Source organism: Cellulomonas sp. GTC20042 (assembly GCF_055389595.1).
In genome coordinates this window covers 852159-877855 of sequence record NZ_AP043678.1, presented here as the reverse complement: position 1 = coordinate 877855, position 25697 = coordinate 852159, and the positions used below count along the sequence as shown (strand labels likewise).

The 25697-nt window shown below is 71.1% G+C and carries 39 protein-coding genes; 2 read left to right on the top strand and 37 right to left on the bottom strand.

Annotated features, from left to right (window positions below; translation table 11 throughout):
* Positions 1–3: 3 nt before the first annotated feature.
* The gene (locus ACZ5HG_RS04135; RefSeq protein WP_464180558.1) at positions 4–1698 is read right to left on the bottom strand and encodes an ABC-F family ATP-binding cassette domain-containing protein; all 1695 of its coding nucleotides are present in this window, start codon (positions 1696–1698) and stop codon (positions 4–6) included.
* A gap of 98 nt (positions 1699–1796) precedes the next feature.
* On the opposite strand from ACZ5HG_RS04135, the gene ACZ5HG_RS04130 reads away from it, so the two are divergent.
* On the top strand, positions 1797–2210 hold the full coding sequence (locus ACZ5HG_RS04130; RefSeq protein ID WP_464180556.1) for a DUF5709 domain-containing protein: 414 nt from the start codon (positions 1797–1799) through the stop codon (positions 2208–2210).
* Here the strand turns inward: ACZ5HG_RS04130 and ACZ5HG_RS04125 are convergent.
* On the bottom strand, positions 2207–3118 hold the full coding sequence (locus tag ACZ5HG_RS04125; RefSeq protein ID WP_464180554.1) for a tRNA pseudouridine synthase A: 912 nt from the start codon (positions 3116–3118) through the stop codon (positions 2207–2209). The two genes, ACZ5HG_RS04130 and ACZ5HG_RS04125, sit on opposite strands and share 4 nt — an antisense overlap.
* Complete coding sequence (locus ACZ5HG_RS04120) at positions 3115–4509, bottom strand: ADP-ribosylglycohydrolase family protein (RefSeq protein WP_464180553.1); 1395 nt, start codon at positions 4507–4509, stop codon at positions 3115–3117. Before ACZ5HG_RS04120 ends, ACZ5HG_RS04125 begins: the two co-directional genes overlap by 4 nt.
* A gap of 42 nt (positions 4510–4551) precedes the next feature.
* Between ACZ5HG_RS04120 and ACZ5HG_RS04115 the strand changes: the two genes are divergently transcribed.
* Positions 4552–5319, top strand: coding sequence for an ROK family protein (locus ACZ5HG_RS04115; RefSeq protein ID WP_464180552.1), 768 nt, complete (start codon positions 4552–4554; stop codon positions 5317–5319).
* A gap of 30 nt (positions 5320–5349) precedes the next feature.
* On the opposite strand, the gene ACZ5HG_RS04110 is transcribed toward ACZ5HG_RS04115, so the two are convergent.
* From ACZ5HG_RS04110 to tuf, 34 genes are all read right to left on the bottom strand, one after another.
* Positions 5350–6075, bottom strand: a complete 726-nt coding sequence (locus ACZ5HG_RS04110) for an alpha/beta fold hydrolase (protein WP_464180550.1) — start codon at positions 6073–6075, stop codon at positions 5350–5352.
* Between the two features lie 128 nt (positions 6076–6203).
* Positions 6204–6731 carry a 50S ribosomal protein L17 gene (rplQ, locus tag ACZ5HG_RS04105; RefSeq protein WP_464180548.1) on the bottom strand — a complete coding sequence of 176 codons (528 nt, stop codon included), beginning with the start codon at positions 6729–6731 and terminating at the stop codon, positions 6204–6206.
* A gap of 67 nt (positions 6732–6798) precedes the next feature.
* Entirely contained in the window at positions 6799–7809 is a 1011-nt protein-coding gene (locus ACZ5HG_RS04100) for a DNA-directed RNA polymerase subunit alpha (protein WP_464180546.1), read from the bottom strand.
* A gap of 144 nt (positions 7810–7953) precedes the next feature.
* Positions 7954–8355, bottom strand: coding sequence for a 30S ribosomal protein S11 (rpsK, locus tag ACZ5HG_RS04095; protein ID WP_464180544.1), 402 nt, complete (start codon positions 8353–8355; stop codon positions 7954–7956).
* Between the two features lie 96 nt (positions 8356–8451).
* The gene (gene rpsM, locus ACZ5HG_RS04090; RefSeq protein ID WP_464180543.1) at positions 8452–8832 is read right to left on the bottom strand and encodes a 30S ribosomal protein S13; all 381 of its coding nucleotides are present in this window, start codon (positions 8830–8832) and stop codon (positions 8452–8454) included.
* A gap of 205 nt (positions 8833–9037) precedes the next feature.
* The gene (rpmJ, locus tag ACZ5HG_RS04085; RefSeq protein ID WP_013117849.1) at positions 9038–9151 is read right to left on the bottom strand and encodes a 50S ribosomal protein L36; all 114 of its coding nucleotides are present in this window, start codon (positions 9149–9151) and stop codon (positions 9038–9040) included.
* A gap of 80 nt (positions 9152–9231) precedes the next feature.
* Positions 9232–9453 (bottom strand): translation initiation factor IF-1, encoded by a 222-nt coding sequence (gene infA / locus ACZ5HG_RS04080; protein WP_013770189.1) that lies wholly within the window; start codon positions 9451–9453, stop codon positions 9232–9234.
* Between the two features lie 244 nt (positions 9454–9697).
* A complete protein-coding gene (locus ACZ5HG_RS04075) occupies positions 9698–10117 on the bottom strand; it encodes a hypothetical protein (RefSeq protein ID WP_464180541.1) in 420 nt (139 codons plus the stop codon).
* A gap of 318 nt (positions 10118–10435) precedes the next feature.
* On the bottom strand, positions 10436–11278 hold the full coding sequence (gene map, locus ACZ5HG_RS04070; RefSeq protein ID WP_464180540.1) for a type I methionyl aminopeptidase: 843 nt from the start codon (positions 11276–11278) through the stop codon (positions 10436–10438).
* Position 11279: 1 nt separating this feature from the next.
* Complete coding sequence (locus tag ACZ5HG_RS04065) at positions 11280–11879, bottom strand: adenylate kinase (protein WP_464180539.1); 600 nt, start codon at positions 11877–11879, stop codon at positions 11280–11282.
* Positions 11876–13177 (bottom strand): preprotein translocase subunit SecY, encoded by a 1302-nt coding sequence (secY, locus tag ACZ5HG_RS04060; protein WP_464180538.1) that lies wholly within the window; start codon positions 13175–13177, stop codon positions 11876–11878. The genes ACZ5HG_RS04065 and secY overlap by 4 nt, the downstream gene beginning before the upstream one ends.
* A gap of 283 nt (positions 13178–13460) precedes the next feature.
* Positions 13461–14132 carry a 50S ribosomal protein L15 gene (gene rplO / locus ACZ5HG_RS04055; protein WP_464180537.1) on the bottom strand — a complete coding sequence of 224 codons (672 nt, stop codon included), beginning with the start codon at positions 14130–14132 and terminating at the stop codon, positions 13461–13463.
* 2 nt (positions 14133–14134) lie between these two features.
* Positions 14135–14317: a 50S ribosomal protein L30 gene (rpmD, locus tag ACZ5HG_RS04050; RefSeq protein ID WP_146838591.1), complete on the bottom strand. Its 183-nt coding sequence runs from the start codon at positions 14315–14317 to the stop codon at positions 14135–14137.
* Positions 14317–14961 (bottom strand): 30S ribosomal protein S5, encoded by a 645-nt coding sequence (rpsE, locus tag ACZ5HG_RS04045; protein ID WP_464180536.1) that lies wholly within the window; start codon positions 14959–14961, stop codon positions 14317–14319. Before rpsE ends, rpmD begins: the two co-directional genes overlap by 1 nt.
* Before the next feature lie 37 nt (positions 14962–14998).
* Positions 14999–15370: a 50S ribosomal protein L18 gene (gene rplR / locus ACZ5HG_RS04040; protein WP_464180535.1), complete on the bottom strand. Its 372-nt coding sequence runs from the start codon at positions 15368–15370 to the stop codon at positions 14999–15001.
* A gap of 2 nt (positions 15371–15372) precedes the next feature.
* Positions 15373–15912, bottom strand: coding sequence for a 50S ribosomal protein L6 (gene rplF, locus ACZ5HG_RS04035; protein ID WP_464180534.1), 540 nt, complete (start codon positions 15910–15912; stop codon positions 15373–15375).
* 25 nt (positions 15913–15937) lie between these two features.
* Complete coding sequence (rpsH, locus tag ACZ5HG_RS04030) at positions 15938–16336, bottom strand: 30S ribosomal protein S8 (protein ID WP_464180533.1); 399 nt, start codon at positions 16334–16336, stop codon at positions 15938–15940.
* 79 nt (positions 16337–16415) lie between these two features.
* Positions 16416–16601: a type Z 30S ribosomal protein S14 gene (locus tag ACZ5HG_RS04025; RefSeq protein ID WP_122147680.1), complete on the bottom strand. Its 186-nt coding sequence runs from the start codon at positions 16599–16601 to the stop codon at positions 16416–16418.
* 2 nt (positions 16602–16603) lie between these two features.
* Positions 16604–17182 carry a 50S ribosomal protein L5 gene (rplE, locus tag ACZ5HG_RS04020; RefSeq protein ID WP_464180532.1) on the bottom strand — a complete coding sequence of 193 codons (579 nt, stop codon included), beginning with the start codon at positions 17180–17182 and terminating at the stop codon, positions 16604–16606.
* Positions 17182–17529, bottom strand: a complete 348-nt coding sequence (gene rplX / locus ACZ5HG_RS04015) for a 50S ribosomal protein L24 (protein ID WP_464180531.1) — start codon at positions 17527–17529, stop codon at positions 17182–17184. Before rplX ends, rplE begins: the two co-directional genes overlap by 1 nt.
* Positions 17530–17531: 2 nt before the next feature.
* Positions 17532–17900, bottom strand: a complete 369-nt coding sequence (rplN, locus tag ACZ5HG_RS04010; protein WP_146838605.1) for a 50S ribosomal protein L14 — start codon at positions 17898–17900, stop codon at positions 17532–17534.
* 76 nt (positions 17901–17976) lie between these two features.
* A complete protein-coding gene (gene rpsQ / locus ACZ5HG_RS04005; protein WP_464180530.1) occupies positions 17977–18270 on the bottom strand; it encodes a 30S ribosomal protein S17 in 294 nt (97 codons plus the stop codon).
* 7 nt (positions 18271–18277) lie between these two features.
* The gene (gene rpmC, locus ACZ5HG_RS04000; protein ID WP_309032072.1) at positions 18278–18517 is read right to left on the bottom strand and encodes a 50S ribosomal protein L29; all 240 of its coding nucleotides are present in this window, start codon (positions 18515–18517) and stop codon (positions 18278–18280) included.
* A complete protein-coding gene (gene rplP / locus ACZ5HG_RS03995; RefSeq protein ID WP_013882863.1) occupies positions 18517–18933 on the bottom strand; it encodes a 50S ribosomal protein L16 in 417 nt (138 codons plus the stop codon). The genes rpmC and rplP overlap by 1 nt, the downstream gene beginning before the upstream one ends.
* Positions 18934–18936: 3 nt before the next feature.
* Positions 18937–19770: a 30S ribosomal protein S3 gene (gene rpsC, locus ACZ5HG_RS03990; RefSeq protein ID WP_464180527.1), complete on the bottom strand. Its 834-nt coding sequence runs from the start codon at positions 19768–19770 to the stop codon at positions 18937–18939.
* Between the two features lie 2 nt (positions 19771–19772).
* Positions 19773–20138, bottom strand: coding sequence for a 50S ribosomal protein L22 (rplV, locus tag ACZ5HG_RS03985; RefSeq protein WP_464180525.1), 366 nt, complete (start codon positions 20136–20138; stop codon positions 19773–19775).
* 56 nt (positions 20139–20194) lie between these two features.
* A complete protein-coding gene (gene rpsS / locus ACZ5HG_RS03980; RefSeq protein WP_464180524.1) occupies positions 20195–20476 on the bottom strand; it encodes a 30S ribosomal protein S19 in 282 nt (93 codons plus the stop codon).
* 15 nt (positions 20477–20491) lie between these two features.
* Complete coding sequence (rplB, locus tag ACZ5HG_RS03975; protein WP_464180522.1) at positions 20492–21328, bottom strand: 50S ribosomal protein L2; 837 nt, start codon at positions 21326–21328, stop codon at positions 20492–20494.
* Positions 21329–21361: 33 nt separating this feature from the next.
* The gene (rplW, locus tag ACZ5HG_RS03970) at positions 21362–21664 is read right to left on the bottom strand and encodes a 50S ribosomal protein L23 (protein ID WP_464180520.1); all 303 of its coding nucleotides are present in this window, start codon (positions 21662–21664) and stop codon (positions 21362–21364) included.
* Positions 21661–22353, bottom strand: coding sequence for a 50S ribosomal protein L4 (gene rplD / locus ACZ5HG_RS03965; RefSeq protein ID WP_464182094.1), 693 nt, complete (start codon positions 22351–22353; stop codon positions 21661–21663). The genes rplW and rplD overlap by 4 nt, the downstream gene beginning before the upstream one ends.
* A 5-nt stretch (positions 22354–22358) precedes the next feature.
* Positions 22359–23018: a 50S ribosomal protein L3 gene (rplC, locus tag ACZ5HG_RS03960; protein WP_464180519.1), complete on the bottom strand. Its 660-nt coding sequence runs from the start codon at positions 23016–23018 to the stop codon at positions 22359–22361.
* A gap of 22 nt (positions 23019–23040) precedes the next feature.
* Positions 23041–23349 carry a 30S ribosomal protein S10 gene (rpsJ, locus tag ACZ5HG_RS03955; protein WP_012867945.1) on the bottom strand — a complete coding sequence of 103 codons (309 nt, stop codon included), beginning with the start codon at positions 23347–23349 and terminating at the stop codon, positions 23041–23043.
* A gap of 311 nt (positions 23350–23660) precedes the next feature.
* Positions 23661–24341, bottom strand: a complete 681-nt coding sequence (locus tag ACZ5HG_RS03950; RefSeq protein WP_464180516.1) for a hypothetical protein — start codon at positions 24339–24341, stop codon at positions 23661–23663.
* Between the two features lie 156 nt (positions 24342–24497).
* Entirely contained in the window at positions 24498–25688 is a 1191-nt protein-coding gene (tuf, locus tag ACZ5HG_RS03945) for an elongation factor Tu (RefSeq protein ID WP_464180515.1), read from the bottom strand.
* Positions 25689–25697 lie beyond the last annotated feature (9 nt).

Here is a 25697-nt window from a genome sequence, read left to right as displayed (position 1 = left end):
GGGTCAGCGCGAACGAGCGACCCGACCCGCGTCCCACACCGGTTCCGGCGTCTCGACCACGCTGCCGTCCTCGCCGAGCACCAGGTAGCGGTCGAAGCCGCGCGCGAACCAGCGGTCGTGCGTGACGGCGAGCACGGTCCCCTCGAAGCCGGCGAGCCCGGCCTCCAGCGCCTCCGCGGAGTGCAGGTCGAGGTTGTCGGTCGGCTCGTCGAGCAGCAGCAGGGTCGCGCCGCCGAGCTCGAGCAGCAGGATGTGGAACCGGGCCTGCTGCCCGCCGGACAGCGTGCCGTAGCGCTGCTCCGCCGAGGAGACCAGCTCGTAGCGGTCCAGCGCCTTGCTCGCCGGCTCCCGCCCCATGCCGGGCCGGCTGCCCTCGCCGCGGTGCAGGATCTCCAGCAGCGTGCGGTCGGCGAAGGCGGCGTCCCGGGCGTGCTGCCGGTTCTGCGCGAACCAGCCGGGGACCACCCGCGAGCCGAGCACCACCCGACCGGTGTGCGGCACCGCCGGGACCGGCGGCCCGTCGTCGTGCGGGCGCTGCTCCGGCGCCGGGTCGGTGCCGCCGGCCGCGAGCAGCCGCAGCAGGTGCGACTTGCCCGAGCCGTTGGAGCCGAGCACGGCCACCCGCTCGCCGAACCACACCTCGAGGTCGAAGGGCTTCATCAGCCCGGTCAGCTCCAGCCCCTCGGCCACCACCGCGCGCTTGGCGGTGCGCCCGCCGCGCAGCCGGACCTTGACGTCCTGGTCGCGGGACAGCACCTCCGGCGGCCCGGCCTCCTCGAACTTGCGCAGCCGGGTCTGGGCCGCGTGGTAGCGCGAGGCGATGCCGTCGTTGAACGCCGACTTGGTCTTGAGGGTCTGCACCAGCTGGATCAGCTTGGCGTGCTCCTCGTCCCAGCGTCGGGCCAGCTCGGCCAGCCGCTCGCGCCGGTCCGCCCGCGCCTGCTCGTAGGTCCGGAAGTCCCCGCCGTGCACCCAGAGGCCGGCACCGGCCGGCGTCGGCTCCAGGGTGGCCACGTGGGTCGGCACCCGGGACAGCAGCTCGCGGTCGTGACTGACCAGCAGCACCGTCTTGGGGCTCTCGACCAGGCGGTCCTCCAGCCAGCGCTTGGTGGGCACGTCGAGGGCGTTGTCCGGCTCGTCCAGCAGCAGCACCTCCTGCGGGCCGCGCAGCAGCGCCTCCAGCACCAGCCGCTTCTGCTCGCCGCCGGACAGGGTGCGCACGGAGCGGTGCTGCGCGCGGTCGAAGGGCACCGAGAGCACCGCATCGGTCACCCGGTCCCAGTCGGCCTCGACCTCGTAGCCGCCGACGTCCGCCCAGTCCGCGAGCGCCTGGGCGTAGCGCATCTGGGAGGGCTCGTCGTCGACCTCCATCATGTGCAGCTCGGCGGCGGTCAGCTCCGCGGCGGCCGCGCCGACGGCGCCCGGGGTCAGCGAGGCGAGCAGGTCGCGCACCGAGCGGTCGTCGTCCAGCCGCCCGACGTCCTGCCGCATGACGCCCAGCCCGCCGGATCGGACCACGGTGCCCTCGTGCGGCTGCTCGTCACCGGTGACGATCCGCAGCAGGGTCGACTTGCCGGCGCCGTTCGGGCCGACCAGCGCCACGCGCGACCCCTCGCCGACGCGCAGGTCGACCTCGTGCAGCAGCGGCCGGCCGTCGGGGAGCACGTAGCCGACGGAGTGCACCTCGAGATGACCCATGCCGCCGATGGTCGCAGCCCGGCCGGGCGGGCCCCAAACCGATATCGCCGCGCGGGCCAGCGGTGGCAGCCGCAGCGCGCCGGTGGAACGGTGGGGTCATGACCGAGGAGACCCCCGCCACGAGCACCGACGCCGCCACCGGCACCGAGGGCGACACCGACCAGCTGCCCGCCGAGGACACGCTCACCGACCGGGGTGTGGACGACCTGCTGGACGAGGGCTACTCGCCGCCGGACCGCCCGCGCAGCAACCACTGGGGCGAGACCGCCTGGGAGGAGTCCGCCGGCGAGAGCCTGGACCAGCGCCTCGCCGAGGAGGAGCCCGAGGTGTGGGAGCAGGACCCCCGGGTGGACCCGTCGCGCGAGCCGGGCCGTGCCGGCCGACTGGTCGAGGACGACGACGCGGTGCGCGCCGGCGGCAACGACGAGTTCGCGCTGGACTCCGGGGTCGCCGGTGGTGCCGCCAGCGCCGAGGAGGCCGCGGTGCACCTGGTCGAGGACGACGAGGTCTAGTCGCCCGCCGTCCGCAGCGGGTGCGCGTCCACGTCGTCCGCGGAGCGGGTGGCCCGGGTCTGCACCGCCCGCCCGGCGAGCTCGTCGTCCGGCGGGTACAGCACCTCCTCCAGGGTGAGCCCGTGGGCGGCCACCACGGCGCTGCCCGGGTCGCGACGCCCGCCCACCAGCAGCTCGGCGGGCCAGTCGACGCCGCGGCGCCCCTCCCCGACCGCCAGGCTCGCGCCGACCAGCGCCCGCACCATCGAGTGGCAGAACGCGTCGGCGCGCACGGTGGCGACCACCAGGCCGGCGTCCGGCCCGTCGACCGGTCGTGTCCAGGACAGCTCGTCCAGGGTGCGGATCGTGGTGGCTCCCGGGCGGGGCTTGCAGTACGCGGCGAAGTCGTGCCGGCCGAGCACCCGCGCCGCCGCCTCGTCCATCGCGGCGACGTCCAGCGGCCGCCGGGTCCACAGCACGTGGCTGCGGCGCAGCGGGTCGCGCCGCGCCTCCTCGTCGCACACCCGGTACACGTAGCGCCGGGCCACCGCGGAGAACCGTGCGTCGAAGCCCTCGGGCGCCACCCGCACCGCCCGGGCCACCACGTCGGCGGGCAGCACCCCGCCGAGCCGGGTGAGCAGCGACTCCTCCGGGGTGCGGTCCGAGCGCCCGGGCACCGCCTGCCAGGCCCCGAGCGGCACGTCCACGTGCAGCACCTGGCCACGCGCGTGCACCCCGGCATCGGTGCGCCCGGCCACGGTCACCCGGGGCGGCGGGTCGCCGCGGTGCGCCGAGCGCAGCACCAGCGCCAGGCCGTCCTCCACCACCCCCTGCACGGTGCGCAGCGCGGGCTGGCGCGCCCAGCCGGCGAAGTCGGTGCCGTCGTAGGACAGGTCGACCCGCACCCGCACGGTCGGCTCGCCGGTCACGGCTCGACCACCGTCCCGTCCAGCGCGGCCCGTTCCTCCGGGCCGACCTGCACCACGGTGCCGCCGAACCGTCGCTCGGCGCCGCGCAGCAGCCGCCCGTCGATCCACACGTGGCCGGCGACCACCTCCTCCGCGGCGGTCGACCCGTCGGCGTGCTGGGCGGTGAACCCGCCGGAGAACGAGGTGTTGTAGAGGGTGACGGGGACGCCCGCGCGGTCCGTGACCCAGCCGGCGCACCAGGAGCACACGCAGTCCGGGTAGCGCTCCTCGAAGGGCCCGCGCACCCAGCACGTCCCGCACAGCGGGCAGGTCTGCGTCCCCGGGGTGCCGATCCGTCCCGGTCCGCCCTGCGCGGCAGCCCGGCCCAGCGCCCCGAGCCGACGGGCCCCGAACGGGTGCTCGGCCGTCCCCGGCCACCCGTGCACGGCCCGTTCCCAGACCTCCGGCACCGCCCACACGCCGTAGCGCGCGCCGAGCAGCGCCCCGGCGACGGCCGCCACCGTGTCGGTGTCCCCGCCGATCCGCACCGCTGCCGCCAGCGCCGCAGGCAGGTGCAGCCGCCCGTCCGGGTCCCCGCCGATCGGCTCGGTGGACACGATCGCGTGCCAGGCGGCCTGGAGCGCGGTGACCGTGAAGCCGTTGCCCTCGCGCAGGTCGGCCACGGGGTGCCGCTGCTCGGCGTCCGCGATCCACCCCGCCCAGGCCTCGCGCCGGTCGGCGGGCAGCAGGTCGAGCCCGGCGCGCACGTCCAGCCGCTGCTCGGTGACGGCCAGCCGCACCGCCTCGGACCACAGCACGCAGGACTCGCCGGCGAGCGGGTCGGGGTGGGTGAGCACGGCGACGGCCCGGGCGGCGCGGGCGGTGGCCTCCCGGTCGTCCAGGGCGACCAGGCCGACGATCCCGGTCCGCATCAGCGCGCCGTTGCCGGCGGTCCGTCCGGTGGTGGCGTGCAGCAGCGCGGCGGCGGTGCGCAGCCGCTGCGCCGGCCCGCCGGGCAGCCCCGCGGCGTCGCGCAGCACCGTGGCGGTCTGGGTGCCGACGTCGCTGGCCCCACCGCTGCGCCACGCCTCGAAGGCCGCCGCGATCTCGTCCAGCTCCTCCTCGGAGGTCAGACCGCCACCACGGGCCGCGACCCGGGCGACGCACACCGACATCTGGGTGTCGTCGCTCCACTCCCCCGGCGCGTACGGGCCCAGACCGCCGCCGCGCATCTCCGGCTGCTCGTCGTCACCGGGCGGCCGGGCGAACTCGTAGGGCACCCCCAGCGCGTCACCGCACGCCTGCGCCACGAGGACACCCGAGGCGCGGCCGAGCACGTGGTGGTCCAGCAGCGCCCGCCCGGTGTCGGGCACGAGGTCGGCAGGGACGGGGTCGAGAGGCTGGTCACGCACCCGTCGAGCGTACGTGCCCCGCGGCTGCTCTACCGTGGTCCGGTGCCTACGCCCTCGCCGTCCCCGTACACCCTGGCCGTGGACTGCGGCGGCGGAGGGATCAAGGCCTCCGTCCTCGACGCCTCCGGCACGCTGCACGCCCCGGCGATCCGGGTGCCCACGCCGTACCCGCTGCCGCCGCAGCGCCTGGTCGACACGATCGCGGAGATCGCCGAGCGGCTGCCGCCCGCCGACCGTGCCACCGTGGGCATGCCCGGGATGATCCGGCACGGCGTCGTGGTCGCCACCCCGCACTACGTGAACCGCTCCGGCCCGCACACCCGCGTCGACCCCGAGCTGGTCGAGGAGTGGTCCGGCTGCGACATCCGCGCCGCCGTGGAGCACCGCCTCACCGTGCCGACGCTGGTGCTCAACGACGCCGAGGTGCACGGCGCGGGCGTGGTCTCCGGCACCGGGGTCGAGCTGGTGCTCACGCTGGGCACCGGCCTGGGCTCCGCGCTCTTCGACGGCGGCCGCCTGGCACCGCACCTGGAGTGGTCGCACGCCCCGGTGCGCCGGATGACCACCTACGACGAGTACATCGGGCAGATCCAGCGCGCCCGGCTCGGCGACGCCCTGTGGTCCCGCCGCGTGCGGCAGGTGGTCGAGGGGCTGCGCCCGGTGGTGCTGTGGGACCGGCTCTACCTCGGCGGGGGCAACTCCCGGCAGATCACCCCGCAGGTGCTGGCCCGGCTCGGCGACGACGTCGTGGTGGTGCCGAACCAGGCGGGGATCGTCGGCGGCGTGCGCGCCTGGCAGCTCGGGGTCTGAGCTCCCCGACCGACCCGCCCCGGCCCGCGATCAGGCCGGTGCGGCCTCGCGTCGCTCCACGGCCGCCAGCGCCTCCAGCAGCACGCGGGTGAACGCCACCGGCGCGGTGAGCGACACCAGGTGCGTCGCCCCCGGCACCACCACCAGCCGCCCGTCGGCGCAGGCCCGGACGAACCGGCGCTCCTCGCCGCGGAAGTGGTCGTAGCGCCCGTTCACGATCCACACCGGCGCGGTCACCTCGCCGAGGTCGCGCACCGGCTCGGCCTGCCGCATCTCGCGCAGCACGTCGTCCATCACGTCCAGCGCGAATCCGCCCTCGGCCACGTCCCGTGCCGCGTCCGGCGACAGCACCCGGCCGACCAGCGCCTCGTTCAGGCCCGCGCCGGAGTCGGGCAGCCGCGCGATCCCCCGGGCCAGCAGCGCCCACCCGCCGACCAGCGCCGCCAGCGGCCGGGTGGAGCAGCCGGCGGCGACCAGCCCGGCCACCTGCTCCGGGTGCCGCGCCGCGTGCGTGATCGCGGTGTACCCGCCCAGCGACAGCCCCGCCACCAGCGCCCGCCCGCCGACGCCGTCCACCGCGTCCCGCACCGTCGCCACCGCGCCGTCCCGGGTGAACGTCTCCCCGCGCCGCTCTCCGTGCCCCGGCAGGTCCACCGCCACGACCTCGGCACCGAACCCGCGCAGCGCCTCGACCTGCGCGCGCCACATGGTCCGGGACGTGCGCAGGCCGTGCACCAGGACCACCGGGACGCTCATGCCCGCACGCTACCGGCACCGCCGCGGGACGCCCCACGCACGCGAGAAGCCCGGGCACGCAGAAGGGCCCGGACCACGAGCGTGCTGCTCGCGGTCCGGGCCCTCCCGGAGTCCGGTGAACCGGGACGTCAGGCCTTGTCGGCCTCGTCCTTCGTCTCCTCGACGGTCTCCTCGGCCGGAGCCTCGGTCGCCTCGGTGGTCTCCTCGACCTCGACGGTCTCCTCGACCTTCTCGGCCTTCGGCGCAGCCTTGGCGGCGGCCTTGGTCGCCTCGCGCACGACGGCCTGCTTCGGCGAGACGGGCTCGAGGACGAGCTCGATCACGGCCATGGGGGCGTTGTCGCCCTTGCGGGGGCCGATCTTCGTGATGCGGGTGTAGCCACCCTGACGCTCGGCCATCTGCGGCGCGATCTCGGTGAAGAGCTCGTGCACGACGGACTTGTCGCGGACGACGGTCAGGACACGGCGACGGGCGTGCAGGTCACCGCGCTTGGCGAAGGTGATCAGGCGCTCGGCCAGCGGACGCAGGCGCTTGGCCTTGGTCTCGGTGGTCGTGATGCGCTTGTGCTCGAAGAGCGCCGTGGCCAGGTTGGCCAGGATGAGCCGCTCGTGAGCCGGGCCGCCACCGAGCCGGGCACCCTTGGTGGGCGTAGGCATGGTCTTTACTCCTTGGTTCCAGTGATGGGCCGGCGGCGCACGTCATCGGCGCGCCGCCTCCCCGGCGTCAGTACTGCTCGTCCTCGGTGAAGTCGCCCTCGTCGCCGTCGTAGTACGCGGCGGCGCTCGGGTCGAAGTCGAGCGGGCTGTCCTTGAGGGACAGGTTCAGCTCGGCCAGCTTCTCCTTGACCTCGGTGATCGACTTCGCACCGAAGTTGCGGATGTCGAGCAGGTCGGCCTCCGAACGCGCCACGAGCTCGCCCACGGTGTGGATGCCCTCGCGCTTGAGGCAGTTGTACGACCGGATGGTCAGCTGCAGGTCCTCGATCGGCAGCGCCAGGTCGGCGGCCAGGGCCGCGTCGGTCGGCGACGGGCCGATCTCGATGCCCTCGGCCTCGACGTTCAGCTCGCGGGCGAGACCGAACAGCTCGACCAGGGTCTTGCCGGCCGAGGCCAGCGCGTCCCGCGGGCTGATCGCCGGCTTGGTCTCGACGTCGACGATGAGCTTGTCGAAGTCGGTGCGCTGCTCGACGCGGGTGGCCTCGACCTTGTACGTGACCTTGAGCACCGGCGAGTAGATCGAGTCGACCGGGATCCGGCCGATCTCGGCCTCGTAGGCCTTGTTCTGGTTGGCCGACACGTAGCCACGGCCGCGCTCGACGGTCAGCTCGATCTCGAGCTTGCCCTTCTCGTTCAGCGTGGCCAGGTGCAGCTCGGTGTTGTGCACCTCGACACCGGCCGGCGGGACGATGTCCGCCGCGGTGACCTCACCCGCACCCTGCTTGCGCAGGTACATCACGACCGGCTCGTCGTTCTCCGAGGAGACGACGAGGTTCTTGATGTTGAGGATGATCTCGGTGACGTCCTCCTTGACGCCGGGGACGGTGCTGAACTCGTGCAGCACGCCGTCGATCCGGATGCTCGTCACCGCCGCGCCCGGGATGGACGACAGCAGGGTCCGGCGCAGGGAGTTGCCGAGCGTGTAGCCGAAGCCGGGCTCGAGCGGCTCGATGGAGAACCGCGAGCGGTACTCCGAGATGACCTCTTCGGTCAGGGTGGGGCGCTGTGCGATGAGCACTTCGGGGTTCCTCTCAGCGTGCGTCCGCCATATGACGCAGCGCAGGTACTCGATGGCCGCACGGGTCTCGGTCCACCCGGACGACCGACCGGCGCCGCCGCACCCGCAGGCATGACCTGCGGGTACGGCGGCCCCGGTGACGGATCAGACGCGACGGCGCTTCGGCGGACGGCAGCCGTTGTGCGCCTGCGGCGTCACGTCCTGGATCGAGCCGACCTCGAGGCCGGCGGCCTGGAGGGAGCGGATCGCGGTCTCGCGGCCCGAGCCCGGACCCTTGACGAAGACGTCGACCTTCTTCATGCCGTGCTCGGCGGCCTTGCGCGCAGCGGCCTCGGCGGCCATGCCGGCGGCGTAGGGGGTCGACTTGCGCGAGCCCTTGAAGCCCACGTCGCCGCCCGACGCCCAGGAGATCACGGCGCCGCTGGGGTCGGTGATCGAGATGATCGTGTTGTTGAAGGTGCTCTTGATGTGCGCCTGGCCGAAGGAGACGTTCTTCTTCTCCTTGCGGCGCGGCTTGCGCACGGAACTGCGGGTCTTCGGAGGCATCTGCTCGTTCTCTCTGCTGCTGGTCTGGGAGGTCGGTGGTCCGACGCGGCCGGCTGGGCTCTCGCCGTGAGGCGGGGCTGGTGGGCCGCGGTCGGGCTACTTCCGGCCGGCCTTCTTCTTGCCGGCGACGGTGCGCTTCGGGCCCTTGCGGGTACGCGCGTTGGTCTTGGTGCGCTGACCACGCACCGGGAGGCCGCGGCGGTGCCGCAGGCCCTCGTAGCAACCGATCTCGACCTTGCGGCGGATGTCCGCGGCGACCTCGCGTCGCAGGTCACCCTCGAGCTTGAAGTTGCCCTCGAGGTAGTCACGCAGCTCGACGAGCTGGGCGTCGTCCAGGTCCTTGACCCGGACGTCGGGGCTGATGCCGGTCGCCGCGAGCGTCTGCTGCGCGCGGGTACGGCCGACCCCGTAGATGTAGGTGAGCGCGATCTCGAGCCGCTTCTCGCGGGGGAGGTCGACGCCGATGAGACGTGCCATGTGCCTTCCGGCTCCTGTACTTCGTTCGGAGGTCTGCCGCACCGTCCTCCCGCCTGGCTGCGGGCCCTGGCCTCCGAGCCAGGGGTTCACCGGTCCGCTGCCCTGACGGGCGGCGCCGGTTCGGCGGTGCGCTGGTGGTCTCGCCCCGAGGGGTCCGACCGGGGTGCTGCTCGGCTCTACGCCGCGCGGCAGGGCTGCTGGATGCTCAGCCCTGGCGCTGCTTGTGGCGCAGGTTCTCGCAGATCACCTGGACGCGACCGTGCCGGCGGATCACCTTGCACTTGTCGCAGATCTTCTTGACGCTGGGCTTGACCTTCATGGCCTGTTCCTCGTCCGCCGATGCGCCGTTCCCTCCCGCGGACGGGAGGTGCTGGCCGACGGCGATGCTCGTTCGGTCGGTTACTTGTAGCGGTAGACGATGCGCCCGCGGGACAGGTCGTACGGGCTCAGCTCCACCACCACGCGGTCCTCGGGAAGGATCCGGATGTAGTGCTGCCGCATCTTGCCCGAGATGTGCGCGAGAACCTTGTGGCCGTTGGTCAGCTCGACGCGGAACATCGCGTTCGGCAGAGCCTCGACCACGCTGCCCTCGATCTCGATGACACCGTCCTTCTTCGCCATGTCCTCCGCTAACTCTTGTCCTGAACTGCCGGCCCACGCCCGCGCGGCGACCAGGGAGGTCGTCGTGGAGGGACGTGGGGTTGACGTGCGTCACCCCGTGCGGCACCGACCTCCTCGGCGGGACCTGCCGTGACGGCGGGACCCCGTGAGGACGTGCAACGACGCGCGGGCGCACACCCAACGGACGATCATACGCCATCGCACCTCAGCGACGAAACGGGAGGTGGATCACGCAGCGCGTCCGTCACCGGTCCGGCACCCCCGGGACGAGGGCGCCGGACCGGACGGTCCGATGGATCAGACCCTGCGGCGTCGGATCGCCACCAGGGTGCCGCCGAGCACCAGCAGCAGCACCGCGACGCCGAGCGGCAGCGCCGCCGAGGCACCGGTGGCCGCCAGGCGCGAGCCCGGGTCGGACCTGGGTGTCGCTGGCGCAGCGGTAGGACAGCGCCATCGACACCGTGCTCGTCGGCGGGGACACCGTGTACGAGGTGTCGCTCGCGTAGGAGCCGTCCACCGCGAGCTGCGGCGCGGCCAGGGTGGCCCCGCTCGCGGCGGTGAAGCCGGTGATCGCGAGGTTCGCCGAGACCCCGGCCGCCGTCGCCGCCCCGGCGCCCGACACGAGCGCGAGGGGTGCGAGCAGGGCCGCGACGACGGCCAGCACGAGGCCGCGCGGGCGGTGCTGGCGAGGTCGGCGGTGGGCGGGGCGCAGGGGCAGGAGACCGGCGAGGGGGCGTCGGTGAGACGAGTGCGTCAACGTGGGTCCGTAGGTCGCGCGGGCGCGCGGCCGACGGAGGGTGTCGTCCACGCAGGGGAACGACGCATCTTCGGCAGGATCAGAGGGGCCCCCGAGGCCGCTTTGGGGCGAAAGGGCCCCTTGGTCCGATTTGCCCGCTTGATCCTGGGTGCTGCCACCCAGGAACGGACCTCATTTCACCCGCTCCCCGAGCCGGATCCTTGCTCCGACCAGATGAGACGCAGGTCACGCCAGCGGCTGCACCTGCACGCCGCGGGCCGCCAGCTCGGCCTGGCCGCCGTCCTGCGCGGTCAGCACCCAGATGCCGCCCTCGTGCAGCGCGACGGTGTGCTCCCAGTGCGCGGCCCGCGACCCGTCGGCCGTGACGACCGTCCAGTCGTCCTCCAGCACCTCGGTCGCCGCGGAGCCGCGGGTGATCATCGGCTCGATCGCCAGGCACATGCCCGGACGCAGCTTCAGCCCACGGTCCCGCACCCGGTAGTTCAGGACGTCCGGCGGCTGGTGCATGGCCGAGCCGATGCCGTGGCCCACGTAGTCCTCGACGATGCCGAAGGCGCCGGCGGCCTCGACCGCGTCCTCCACGGCCTCCCCCACCACGTTCAGGCGGTCGGCCAGGCCGGTGCCGCCCGGGCCGACGAGGGCAGCGATGCCGTCCCACATGGCCCGCTCGGTGAGGTCCCGCAGCGCGAGGTCTGCGGGGTCCGCCTCCGGCAGCACCAGGGTCAGCGCGGAGTCGCCGTGCCAGCCCTGGACGATCGCGCCGCAGTCGATCGAGACGACGTCGCCCGGCTCCAGCACGCGGCCCGAGGGGATGCCGTGCACGACCTCGTCGTTGACGGAGACGCAGATGGTCGCCGGGTAGCCCTCGTAGCCGAGGAAGGACGGCTCCGCGCCCGCGTCGGCGATCACCGCCGCCGCCACCGCGTCCAGGTCCGCCGTGGTCATCCCCGGACGCGCCGCGTCCCGGGTCGCCGCCAACGCCCGCGCCACCACCAGACCGGCCTGCCGCATGAGCAGCACCTGGTCCGGGGACTTGAGCTCGACGCGCTCCCGGCCGAAAACGCCCACGTCAGCCGACGTGCGCGGCGAGGGCGGACAGCAGGCGGTCCGTCACCTCGTCGACCTCGCCGATGCCGTCGACCTTCACCAGCAGGTCGCGCCCGGCGTACACGCCGGAGATCGGGGCGGTCTGCTCGGCGTACACGTCGAGGCGGCGACGGATCACCGGCTCGGTGTCGTCCGCACGGCCCTCGATCTCGGCACGCTTGAGCAGGCGCTCCACGACGACGTCCGCGTCCGCGGTGATCTCCACGGCGGCGTCCAGGGTGAGGCCGAGGTCGGACAGGATCGCCTCGAGCTCGCCCACCTGGGCCACGTTGCGCGGGTAGCCGTCCAGCAGGAAGCCCTGCTTCGCGTCGTCCTGGGCCAGCCGGTCGCGGACCATCGCGTTGGTGACCTCGTCCGGGACCAGCTCGCCACGGGAGGTGTACTCCTGCGCGGTCTTGCCCAGATCGGTGCCGCCGCTGATGTTCGCGCGGAAGATGTCGCCGGTCGAGATCGCCGGGACGCCCAGCCGCTCGGCCAGCCGGACCGCCTGCGTGCCCTTGCCGGCCCCGGGAGGGCCGAGCAGGACGAGACGGGCGGTGCCGGATGCGGAGGTGGAGCTCAACGGAGGAACCCTTCGTAGTGCCGCTGCTGGAGCTGCGACTCGATCTGCTTCACGGTCTCCAGGCCGACACCCACCACGATCAGGATCGACGAGCCGCCGAACGGCACGTTGGTGCCGACGCCGAGCACGATGAACGTGATCGTGGGGATGAGCGCGACCAGGGCCAGGTAGATCGAGCCCGGAGCGGTGATGCGGGTGATGACGTAGTCGAGGTACTCGGCCGTCGGACGCCCGGCGCGGATGCCGGGGATGAAGCCGCCGTACTTCTTCATGTTGTCGGCGACCTCGTCCGGGTTGAACGTGATCGCGGTGTAGAAGTAGCAGAAGAAGATGATCAGCACGACGTAGATCGCCACGTGCAGCGGCGCGCTCGTGGGCGCCAGGTGCTGCGCGACCCACAGCCGCCATCCCGTCGTCTGGTCGCCGCCGAAGCCCGCGATCAGCGCGGGGACCTGGAGCAGCGAGGACGCGAAGATCACCGGGATGACACCGGCCATGTTGATCTTGATCGGGATGTAGGTGCTGGACCCGCCGTAGGTGCGCCGGCCGACCATGCGCTTGGCGTACTGCACCGGGACCCGGCGCTGGGACTGCTCGACGAAGACGACCAGCGCGATCACGATGACGATGACCGCCATCACGATGATGAACGCACCGATGCCGCCGGAGCCGCCCGCGATCGACCACATGGCGCCCGGGAAGGACGCGGCGATCGAGGTGAAGATGAGCAGCGACATGCCGTTGCCGACGCCGCGCTCGGTGATGAGCTCGCCGAGCCACATGATCAGGCCGGTGCCCGCGGTCATCGTGACGATCATGATCAGCGTCGTGACGATGCCGCCGTCGGGGATCACGTCCACCGAGCAGCCCTGGAACAGCTGACCGTTGCGCGCGGTGATGATCACCGTGGTCGACTGGAGGACCGCGAGACCGATGGTCAGGTAGCGCGTGTACTGCGTGAGCTTCGCGGTGCCCGACTGGCCCTCCTTGTACAGGGCCTCGAAGTGGGGGATCACCACGCGCAGCAGCTGGATGATGATGCTCGCCGTGATGTACGGCATGATCCCGAGCGAGAACACCGACAGCTGGAGCAGCGCTCCACCGCTGAACAGGTTCACGAGCCCGAGCAGCGAGCTCGAGTCCGCCGACTGGTCGATGCAGACCTGGACGTTCGGGTAGGAGACACCCGGGGTCGGCAGGAACGAGCCGATCCGGAACACCACCATGATCCCGATGGTGAACAGCAGCTTGCGCCGCAGATCGGGGGTCCTGAACGCCCGCACGAATGCGCTGAGCACCTGTCCTCCTGCTCCGCCGAGGCGGGATGTCGTCTGGCTCGCACCGACGGGGCGATGGTCCGCCTGCCGGGTTCGGTGCCGCCCCACCGTCGCGTGACGGCTCGGGCACCCTGCCGAACCCTAACGGACTTCTGTCCTCAGGTCGGCATCCCCCGGCACGGACCTGCATGGCTGCACCCTGGAGCGCGACCACGGGCCGGGCCGGTCGGGGCGGACCGGCCGCCCCTGGAACGGCAGACGGGGCCGGCTGAGCGAGTGCTCCAGCCGACCCCGTCCGTCGAGATCAGTCCTGCGCGACGCTTCCGCCGGCCGCCAGGATCTTCTCCTTGGCGGAACCGGAGTAGGCGTCGACGGCCACCGACAGCTTGACCGTCAGCTCGCCCGTGCCGAGCACCTTGACCGGGGCGCCCTTGCGGACGGCCCCCTTGGCCACCAGGTCCTCGACCGTGACGTCGCCGCCCTGCGGGTACAGCGCCGACAGCTTGTCCAGGTTCACGACCTGGAACTCGACCCGGAACGGGTTCTTGAAGCCGCGGAGCTTGGGCAGCCGCATGTGCAGCGGCATCTGCCCACCCTCGAAGCGCTCCGGCACCTGGTACCGGGCCTTGGTGCCCTTGGTACCACGACCGGCCGTCTTGCCCTTCGACGCCTCACCACGACCCACGCGGGTCTTGGCGGTCTTGGCGCCGGGGGCCGGACGCAGGTGGTGCACCTTGAGGGTGCCACCGGCGCCCTCGGTCGGCTCCGCGGCCTTCTTCGCCGTGGCGGCCTTGGCCGGGGCAGCAGCCTCGGCGTCGGCCTTCTTGGCGGCCGGCTTCTTCGCAGCCGGCTTCTTGGCAGCGGGCTTCTCCGCGGCGGACGACTCGGTGGTCGCCGCAGCCTTGGCAGCCTTGGCCTTGGTCGCCTTGGGGGCGGCCTCGGCGGCCTCGACGGTGGTCTCGTCCTTCTCAGCCATCGTCACTCCACCTCCTCGACCGCGACCAGGTGCGTCACCGTCTTGACCATGCCGCGGATCTCAGGACGGTCCTCCTTGACGACGACGTCGCCGATCCGCTTGAGGCCCAGGGTGCGCAGCGTGTCGCGCTGGTTCTGCTTGCCGCCGATGGCGGACTTGGTCTGCGTGACCTTCAGGCGAGCCATCAGGCACCCACCTTCTCGGTCTTCGCGGCGATGCCGGCAGCCTGGGCGCGGAGCAGCGACGCCGGGGCGACGTGCTCGAGCGGCAGGCCACGGCGAGCGGCCACGGCGGCCGGCTCCTCGAGACCCTGCAGCGCCGCCACCGTCGCGTGGACGATGTTGATCGCGTTCGAGGACCCGAGGGACTTCGACAGGATGTCGTGGACGCCGGCGCACTCCAGCACCGCACGCACCGGACCACCGGCGATCACACCGGTACCCGGCGACGCCGGACGCAGGAAGACGACACCGGCAGCGGCCTCACCCTGGATGGGGTGCGGGATGGTGCCCTGGATGCGGGGGACGCGGAAGAAGTTCTTCTTCGCCTCCTCGACACCCTTGGCGATCGCCGCGGGCACCTCCTTGGCCTTGCCGTAGCCGACACCGACCGTGCCGTCGCCGTCGCCGACGACCACGAGGGCGGTGAAGCTGAAGCGACGACCACCCTTCACGACCTTGGCGACGCGGTTGATGGAGACGACGCGCTCGAGGAACGCGCTCTTCTCGGCGGCGTCGCCCCGACGGCCGTCGCGACGACCGCCGTCGCGACGGTCACCGCCACCCTGGCCCTGGGGAGCGCCCGTGTTGCTGCGCTGAGGAGCAGCCATCAGTGGATCCTCTTCTTCGATGCGGGAATGGTCGTCGTCACAGCGCCAGGCCGCCTTCGCGGGCGGCGTCAGCGACCGCGGCCACCCGGCCGTGGTACTTGTTTCCGCCGCGGTCGAAGACCACCGCGTCGATGCCGGCGGCCTTGGCGCGCTCGGCGATCAGCTCGCCGACCTTGCGGGCCTTCGCGGACTTGTCGCCCTCGATGCCACGCACGTCGACCTCGAGCGTCGAGGCGGACACCAGGGTGCGACCCACGGCGTCGTCGACGACCTGGGCGACCATGTTGCGGTTCGACCGGGTGACGACCAGACGCGGACGCGCGGCGGTGCCGACGACCTTCTTGCGCAGCCGGAGGTGGCGACGCTTGCGGGCCTTGAACTTGCCCTTGCCCATAACCGTGATCGCCATGGCTACTTACCAGCCTTTCCGACCTTGCGGCGGACGTTCTCGCCCGCGTAGCGCACACCCTTGCCCTTGTACGGCTCGGGCTTGCGGATCTTGCGGATGTTCGCGGCGACCTCGCCCACCTGCTGCTTGTCGATGCCGTTCACCGAGAACTTGGTGGGGCTCTCGACCGCGAAGGTGATGCCGGCGGGCGGCGTCACGGACACCGGGTGGCTGAAGCCGAGCGCGAACTCGAGCGCGTCACCCTTGGCCGTCACGCGGTAACCGGTGCCGACGATCTCGAGCTTCTTCTCGTAGCCGGCGGTGACGCCGGTGACGAGGTTGGCGAGCAGCGTGCGCGTGAGGCCGTGCAGCGACCGCGAGAGGCGCTCGTCGTTCGGGCGGGTGACCACGAGGGCACCCTCCTCGTCGCGCGCGACCTCGATGGGAGAGGCGACCGTGTGCGTCAGGGTGCCCTTGGGGCCCTTGACCGTCACCACGGCGCCGTCGATGGACACGTCCACCCCGGCGGGGACCGGGACGGGGATTCTGCCGATACGAGACATTGGCTGGCTCCTTTCCGTCTCGGACTTACCAGACGTAGGCGAGGACTTCCCCACCCACGCCCTTCTTGGAGGCCTGCTTGTCGGTCAGGAGGCCGGAGGACGTGGACAGGATCGCCACGCCCAGGCCGCCGAGGACCTTGGGCAGGTTGGTGGACTTCGCGTACACCCGGAGACCGGGCTTCGACACGCGCTTGATGCCGGCGAGCGCACGCTCGCGGCTCGGGCCGTACTTCAGCTCGACCACGAGGTTCTTGCCCACGCGGGCGTCCTCGACGGTCCAGCCGGAGATGTAACCCTCGGCCTGCAGGATCTCCGCGATGTGCGACTTCAGCTTCGAGTACGGGATGGTCACCGTGTCGTGGTGCGCCGAGTTCGCGTTGCGCAGACGCGTCAGGAAGTCTGCGATCGGGTCGGTCATCGTCATGGGGGCTATCGCCCTTCCTCGCCGCGGTTTCCGTGCCCGCTGGATGTCACCAGCGGGCACGGACCTTCGACGTCGTTGTTTACCAGCTGCTCTTGGTCACGCCGGGGAGCTGACCGGCGTGGGCCATCTCGCGCACGCAGATCCGGCACAGGCCGAACTTGCGGTACACCGAGTGCGGGCGGCCGCACCGCTGGCACCGGGTGTAGGCGCGCACGGCGAACTTCTGCTTGCCCGCGGCCTTGTTGATCAGGGCGGTCTTCGCCATGGTCAGTCCTCCTTGAAGGGGAAGCCCAGGTGCTTCAGCAGCGCCCGGCCCTCCGCGTCCGTCGTGGCGGTGGTGACCACCGTGATGTCCATGCCGCGCACGCGGTCGATCTTGTCCTGGTCGATCTCGTGGAACATCGACTGCTCGGTCAGACCGAAGGTGTAGTTGCCGTGCCCGTCGAACTGCTTGGCGGACAGCCCGCGGAAGTCGCGGATGCGCGGCAGCGCGGTGGACAGCAGACGGTCCAGGAACTCCCAGGCCCGGTCGCCGCGCAGCGTCACGTGGGCGCCGATCGGCATGCCCTCGCGCAGCTTGAACTGCGCGATGGACTTGCGGGCCTTGGTCACCTGCGGCTTCTGCCCGGTGATCTTCTCGAGGTCGCGGATGGCGCCCTCGATCAGCTTGGAGTCCTTGGCGGCGTCGCCGACACCCATGTTCACGACGACCTTCACCAGGCGCGCGACCTGGTTGATGTTCTCGTGCTGGAACTCCTCGTTCAGCGCGCCGCGGATCTCCTCCGCGTAGCGCACCTTCAGCCGCGGCTTCGGGTACGAGGTGGTGGTCTCGTCGATGGCGGTCATCAGATGTCCTTACCGGAGCGCTTGGCGACGCGCACCCGCACGGTGCGGGTCCGGCCGTCGCGCTCGACCTGCTCGGTGCGGTAGCCGACCCGGGTGCCGCGCTTGGTCTCCGGGTCCACCAGCATGACGTTGCTGATGTGGATCGGGGCCTCGACGGTCTCGATGCCGCCGGTGCGGGAGCCACGCTGGCTCTGGCCGACCTTGACGTGCTTGGTCACGCGGTGGATGCCCTCGACCACGACGCGGTCGCGGTCGGTCAGCACCTCGAGGACGCGACCCTGCTTGCCCCGGTCCTTGCGGGAGCCGGAGATGACGACCACCAGGTCGCCCTTCTTGATCTTCGCCATGGTCAGAGCACCTCCGGAGCCAGCGAGATGATCTTCATGAACTTCTTGTCGCGCAGCTCGCGGCCCACGGGGCCGAAGATGCGCGTACCACGGGGCTCACCGTCGTTCTTGAGGATCACCGCGGCGTTCTCGTCGAACTTGATGTACGAGCCGTCCACGCGCCGGCGCTCCTTGCGGGTGCGCACGACGACCGCCTTGACGACGTCGCCCTTCTTGACGTTGCCGCCAGGGATCGCGTCCTTGACGGTGGCGACGATGACGTCACCGATACCGGCGTAGCGACGTCCGGAACCACCGAGAACGCGGATGCAGAGGATTTCCTTCGCACCCGTGTTGTCGGCGACCCGAAGTCGCGACTCCTGCTGAATCATCTACAAACTCCTGTCGTCTGCCGGTTCTCGTCTTCCGACGAGCCTGGCCGAACGGATATGTGGGAGGGAGGAGGCCTTACTTGGCCTTCTCGAGGATCTCCACCAGGCGCCACCGCTTGGTCGCCGAGAGCGGGCGGGTCTCCATGATGAGGACCAGGTCGCCGATGCCGGCGGCGCCGGCCTCGTCGTGGACCTTGACCTTGCTCGTCCGCCGGATGACCTTGCCGTAGAGCGGGTGCTTGACCCGGTCCTCGACCTCGACCACGACGGTCTTCTGCATCTTGTCGCTGACCACGTAGCCACGCCGCGTCTTGCGGTACGGGCGGGCCTCCGTCAGGGCGGTGGTGGCCTCGTTGGTGTTCTCAGTCATCGAGTCCTCACTCGCTCGCCGTCGGGGCGGTACGGATGCCGAGCTCGCGCTCGCGCAGGATCGTGTAGATCCGCGCGATGTCACGACGCACGGCCTTGAGACGCCCGTGGCTCTCGAGCTGGCCGGTGGCCGACTGGAAGCGGAGGTTGAACAGCTCCTCCTTGGCCTTCTTCAGCTCGGCCACGAGGCGCTCGTCGTCGAAGGCGTCCAGCTCGCTGGGAGCCAGGTCCTTGGTGCCGATAGCCATCAGTTACCACCCTCGCGAACCACGAAACGGGTCTTCATCGGGAGCTTGTGCTGCGCGCGGCGCATGGCCTCGCGAGCCAGCGGCTCCGGGACGCCGGCGAGCTCGAACATCACTCGACCGGGCTTGACGTTGGCGATCCACCACTCCGGAGAGCCCTTGCCGGAACCCATGCGGGTCTCGGCGGGCTTCTTGGTGAGCGGACGGTCCGGGTAGATGTTGATCCAGACCTTTCCGCCACGCTTGATGTGGCGGGTCATGGCGATACGAGCAGCCTCGATCTGCCGGTTGGTGACGTAGGCGGGCTCGAGAGCCTGGATGCCGTACTCACCGAAGGAGATCGCGGTACCACCGGTCGCGGCGCCGGAGCGCCCCGGGTGGTGCTGCTTGCGGTGCTTCAGCCTGCGCGGGATCAGCACGGCTCAGGCCTCCGTTCCGGTCTCAGGAGCGCTCGCCTCCGCCGGAGCGGCGGCAGCGGCCTCGGCCACGGGGGCCTCGGTGCGCTCGGGACGACGGCCGCCACCACGGGGGCCGCGGTCACCGCGGTCCCCACGGTCGCTGCGCGGTCCACGGTTCTGACGGGGCGCCTGAGTGGCCTGCTCGCGAGCGAACTCCTTCTCAGTCATGTCGCCCTTGTAGACCCACACCTTGACGCCGATGCGACCGAAGGTGGTACGGGCCTCGAAGAAGCCGTAGTCGATGTTCGCGCGCAGCGTGTGCAGCGGCACACGACCCTCGCGGTAGAACTCGGTACGGCTCATCTCCGCGCCGCCGAGGCGGCCGGAGACCTGCACGCGGATGCCCTTGGCGCCGGCGCGCTGCGCGGACTGCATGCCCTTGCGCATCGCACGACGGAAGGACACGCGGCTCGCCAGCTGCTCGGCGATGCCCTGGGCGACCAGCTGGGCCTCGATCTCGGCGTTCTTGACCTCGAGGATGTTCAGCTGGACCTGCTTGCCCGTGAGCTTCTCGAGCTCGCCACGGATGCGGTCCGCCTCGGCGCCACGGCGACCGATGACGATGCCCGGGCGCGCGGTGTGGATGTCGACGCGCACGCGGTCACGCGTCCGCTCGATCTCCACCTTCGCGATGCCCGCGCGCTCCAGGCCGGTGGCCATGAGCTTGCGGATCTGCACGTCCTCGCGGACGTAGTCCCGGTAACGCTGACCCGGCTTGGTCGAGTCGGCGAACCACCGCGAACGGTGGTCGGTCGTGATGCCCAGGCGGTACCCGAGCGGGTTGACCTTCTGTCCCACTGTCAGGCCCTTCCCTTCGTCTCACGCTCGGCGACGACCACGGTGATGTGGCTCGTGCGCTTGAGGATCTGGCTCGCGCGGCCCTGCGCCCGCGGGCGGAACCGCTTGAGGGTCGGACCCTCGTCGACGAACGCCTCCGCGACGTAGAGGTTGCCCTCGTCGAATCGCTCACCCGCACGCTTGGCGCCCTCGCGGGCGTTGGCGATCGCGGACTCGACGACCTTGAGGACCGTCTCACCAGCGGCCTGCGGCGCGAACTTCAGCACCGACACGGCCTCGCCGGCCTGCTTGCCACGGATGAGGTCCACGACGCGCCGGGCCTTCTGGGGCGTGACACGGACGAACCGCGCCTTCGCCTTGGCTTCCATTGCTGTCCTGCCTTCTTGTCTCTGCCGTCAGGGCAGTCGCCTGGCTGACCCGGGGGTCAGCGGCGACGGCCCTTCCGGTCGTCCTTCTCGTGGCCGCGGAACGTCCGCGTCGGAGCGAACTCGCCGAGCTTGTGCCCGACCATCGACTCCGTCACGAACACCGGCGTGTGCTTGCGACCGTCGTGCACCGCGAACGTGTGGCCCAGGAAGTCCGGCGTGATGACCGAACGACGGGACCAGGTCTTGATGACGTTCTTGGTGCCGGCCGCGTTCTGCGTGTCGACCTTCTTCTGCAGGTGCCCGTCGACGAAGGGCCCCTTCTTGAGGCTGCGAGGCATGTCTCCCGGCTCCTATCAGCGCTTCTTGCCGGTGCGGCGGCGACGGACGATGAGCTTGTCGCTCGGCTTGTTCGGACGGCGCGTGCGGCCCTCCGGCTGGCCCCAGGGGCTGACCGGGTGACGACCACCGGACGTCTTGCCCTCACCACCACCGTGCGGGTGGTCGATCGGGTTCATCGCGACACCGCGGACCGTGGGGCGCTTGCCCTTCCAGCGCATGCGGCCGGCCTTGCCCCAGTTGATGTTCGACTGCTCGGCGTTGCCCACCTCGCCGACCGTGGCGCGGCAGCGCAGGTCGACGTTGCGGATCTCGCCGGACGGCATGCGCAGCTGCGCGTACGGGCCGTCCTTCGCGACGAGCTGCACGGACACACCGGCCGAGCGGGCGATCTTCGCGCCGCCACCGGGCTTGAGCTCGATGGCGTGGATGGTCGTACCGGTCGGGATGTTGCGCAGCGGCAGGTTGTTGCCGGGCTTGATGTCGGCGCCGGCACCGTTCTCGACGACGTCGCCCTGCTTCAGCTTGTTCGGCGCGATGATGTAGCGCTTCTCGCCGTCCGCGTAGTGCAGGAGCGCGATGCGCGCGGTGCGGTTCGGGTCGTACTCGATGTGAGCGACCTTCGCCGGGACGCCGTCCTTGTCGTGACGACGGAAGTCGATCACGCGGTAGGCACGCTTGTGGCCGCCGCCCTGGTGACGCACCGTCACACGACCGGTGGAGTTGCGACCACCGGTCTTGTGCAGCGGGCGGACCAGCGACTTCTCCGGCTCCGAGCGCGTGATCTCGACGAAGTCGGCGACGGACGAACCGCGGCGGCCCGGCGTCGTCGGCTTGTACTTACGGATTCCCATGGGGATCTGTCCTCAATCTGCTCTCAGGCCCGGTCAGCCGACCGGTCCGCCGAAGATGTCGATCGTGCCCTCGCGGAGGGTGACGATCGCGCGCTTCGTGTCCTTGCGCTTCCCGATGCCGAACTTCGTGCGACGCGACTTCCCCTTGCGGTTGATCGTGTTGACGGAGTCGACCTTGACCGAGAAGACCTGCTCGACGGCGATCTTGATCTCGGTCTTGTTCGCGCGGGGGTCCACGACGAAGGTGTACTTGCCCTCGTCCAGCAGCCCGTAGCTCTTCTCGGAGACGACCGGCGCGATCAGGATGTCGCGGGGGTCCTTGCCGACGGCGGTCACTTGGTGTCCTCCTCGACCTCGGACGACGTGGCGACAGCGGTCGCGCCGCGGCCCTTGGCGGGGCCGGCGAGGAACGTGTCGAGCGCGCCCTGGGTGAACACGACGTCGTCGGAGACGAGCACGTCGTAGGTGTTGAGCTGGTCGGCGACGAGCAGGTGGACCTGCTCGACGTTGCGCAGCGACTTCCAGGTCAGCTCGTCCTGACGCTCGACGACCACCAGGACGTGCTTGCGGCCCGAGAGCTGCTTCAGCACGGCGACGGCGGCCTTGGTCGACGGGGCCTCGTTGACACCGAAGCCGGTGACGACGTGGACGCGGCCGGCACGAGCGCGGTCCGAGAGAGCACCGCGGAGCGCCGCGGCCTTCATCTTCTTCGGGGTCCGCTGGGTGTAGTCGCGCGGGGTCGGGCCGTGGACGACGCCACCACCGGCGAACTGCGGCGCACGGGTCGAGCCCTGACGGGCGCGGCCGGTGCCCTTCTGCTTGTACGGCTTCTTGCCGCCACCACGGACCTCGCCACGGTTCTTCGTGTCGTGGGTGCCCTGGCGCGCCGCAGCGAGCTGCGCGACGACGACCTGGTGGATCAGCGGGATGTTGGTCTGGGCGTCGAACACGTCGCCCGGCAGGTCGGCGGTGCCGGCCTTCTTGCCGGCCGCGTCGAGCACCTCGACGGTCAGCGTCTCGGACATGGGGTTCATGCCCCCTTCACGGCGGTACGCACGACGACGACGCCGCGCTTCGGGCCCGGAACCGCGCCCTTGAGCAGCAGCAGACCCTTCTCGGCGTCGACCGCGTGCACGGTCAGGTTCTGGGTGGTCTGCTGGACGTGGCCCATGCGACCGGCCATGCGCAGACCCTTGAAGACACGCGACGGGGTCGACGCGCCACCGATGGAGCCCGGCTTGCGGTGGTTGCGGTGCGAACCGTGGGAGGCGCTCACACCCGCGAAGCCGTGGCGCTTCATGACACCGGCGGTGCCCTTGCCCTTGGTGGTGCCGATCACGTCGACCAGCGCGCCGGCCTCGAAGGCCCCCGCGGTGATCTCCTGGCCGAGGGTGAACTCAGCGGCGTCGGACGTGCGGATCTCGGCCACGTGCCGGCGGGGGGTGACCCCGGCCTTCTCGAAGTGGCCCTTCAGCGGCTTGGTGACCTTGCGGGGGTCGACCTGGCCGGCGGCGAGCTGGACGGCCGCGTAGCCGTCCGTGTCAGCGGAGCGGACCTGCGTGACGACGTTGGTCTCGACCTGCACGACGGTGACGGGGACGAGACGCCCGTTGGCGTCCCACACCTGCGTCATGCCGAGCTTCGTGCCGAGCACCGCCGTGACGGGGCGCGCGTTCTGCTGGGTAACCATGAAGATCAGTTCCTTCCCAGCGTCAGAGCTTGATCTCGATGTTCACGTCCGCGGGCAGGTCGAGACGCATGAGCGAGTCGACGGCCTTCGGCGTGGGATCGATGATGTCGATGAGCCGCTTGTGCGTGCGCATCTCGAAGTGCTCGCGGCTGTCCTTGTACTTGTGAGGCGACCGGATGACGCAGAAGACGTTCTTCTCCGTCGGCAGCGGCACCGGACCCACGACCGTCGCACCAGCGCGGGTCACCGTGTCGACGATCTTGCGCGCCGAGCTGTCGATGACCTCGTGGTCGTAGGACTTGAGCCGGATGCGGATCTTCTGTCCCGCCATGGCGTCGTCTACTTCTCTCTCTTCGAACTGCTTGGAGTCCGACCCCCGCGCTCGGGCGTGTCGCGATGTACGACGCACCTGCACGTGAACCCTGGGCCGTGCACGGGCTGTGCTCGACCGGGACGGGGTCGATGGTGGTGGGAGAGCCCTGCTCCGGGTGACCCCGGGCCGTCGGTGAGCTCGCCACGCGTCCCTGCCCGCCGCGGTTGACCGCCCTGGGCGCATGCGCGCAGGAGGTCCCGTCCTCGGGCAACTTGTCTAGTGTGCCGTACGGCGCGTGATTACGCCAATCCGGGTCTGCGTCACACCCCTCAGACCCGCGCCGGCATCGCCGCGTCCTTCAGCACGAGGATCTGCATCCCCTTCGCGCCCTCGACCACGACGACGTGATCACCCTTGCCGCGCCGCGTGCAGGCGATCGCCCCGGCCGGCAGCTCCGGCATCAGGTCGCCGACCGCGAAGCCGGCCTGCGCGCCGGCGGCCGCGGCCGCGTCCCAGGCGCGACGCGTCTTGCGGTCCAACCCCTCGACCCGCGTCGCCATCTGCCGCACCGGCTCGGACAGCTGCACCGACGCGAGGCCCGGACCGGCGAGCACCACGAGGTCGTGGGCGGCCCGGCCGATCTTGACCCGCAGCCCGGTCGGCACCTGCTCGCCCACCCAGCCCGAGGTCAGGTACTCCTGGTGCACGCGGGCCACCCGCGCCGGGTGGGTCACCAGGTCGGCGACCCAGAGGATCAGGACGACGGGCAGCAGCACCACCGGCCCCCAGACCAGCGCGACCAGCACCGGGTCGGTGCCACCGCTCTCCCCCGTGGTCGTCCAGAACAGGTCCCAGAACGACGCCCACGGATTCGCGTCCATCGAGTCCGCCGCGGAGCGGACGTTGTAGATCAGCAGCAGGGCGAGGATGCCGGCGACCACTCCTGCGGCGGCGCCGACACCGTGCGGCACCTTGACCCGGGCGCGGAACTCCTCGAGCGTCATCTTCATGGCGGAACTGTGGCACAGCCGGGGTGCCCCGCGCGGGCGTTTCCGCAGGTCGGATCGGTGAACCTGCGCCCGGCACGCAGAAGGGCCCGGACACCTCGACGGTGCCCGGGCCCTCCCGGTCGATCAGCTGGCCCCGTGGGGCCTAACCGGCACTGATCACTTGTTGATCTTGGTGACGCGGCCCGAGCCGACGGTGCGGCCACCCTCGCGGATGGCGAAGCCGAGGCCCTCCTCCATCGCGATGGGCTGGATCAGCGTGACGGAGATCTCCGTGTTGTCGCCGGGCATGACCATCTCGGTGCCCTCGGGCAGCGTGATGACGCCGGTGACGTCGGTGGTGCGGAAGTAGAACTGCGGACGGTAGTTCGAGTAGAACGGGTTGTGACGCCCGCCCTCGTCCTTGGCCAGGATGTAGACCTGGCCCTCGAACTCGGTGTGCGGGGTGATCGAACCCGGCTTCACGACGACCTGGCCGCGCTCGACGTCCTCACGCTTGGTGCCGCGGAGCAGGAGGCCACAGTTCTCGCCGGCCCACGCCTCGTCCATCTGCTTGTGGAACATCTCGATGCCGGTGACCGTGGTCTTCTGCGCCGGGCGGATGCCGACGATCTCGACCTCGGAGTTGATCGCGAGCTTGCCGCGGTCGACCTTGCCGGTGACGACGGTGCCACGACCGGTGATGGTGAAGACGTCCTCGATCGGCATGAGGAACGGCTTGTCCATGTCACGGACCGGCTCCGGGACGGACTCGTCCACGGCGTCCAGCAGGTCCTCGACGGACTTGACCCACTCCGGGTCGCCCTCGAGCGCCTTCAGGCCGGAGACGCGCACCACGGGGGCGTTGTCGCCGTCGAAGCCCTGCGAGGACAGCAGCTCACGGACCTCCATCTCGACGAGCTCGAGGATCTCCTCGTCGTCGACCATGTCGGACTTGTTGAGCGCGACGAGCAGGTAGGGCACGCCGACCTGACGGGCGAGCAGGACGTGCTCACGCGTCTGGGCCATCGGGCCGTCGGTCGCCGCGACCACGAGGATCGCGCCGTCCATCTGCGCGGCACCGGTGATCATGTTCTTGATGTAGTCGGCGTGACCCGGCGCGTCGACGTGAGCGTAGTGACGCTTCTCCGTCTGGTACTCGACGTGCGCGATGTTGATCGTGATGCCGCGCTGCTTCTCCTCAGGCGCCTTGTCGATCTCGTCGAAAGGCGTGAAGGGGTTCAGGTCGGGGTACTTGTCGTGCAGCACCTTCGAGATGGCAGCGGTCAGCGTCGTCTTGCCGTGGTCGACGTGACCGATGGTCCCGATGTTGACGTGCGGCTTGGTCCGCTCGAACTTCGCCTTGCCCACTGGGTCCTC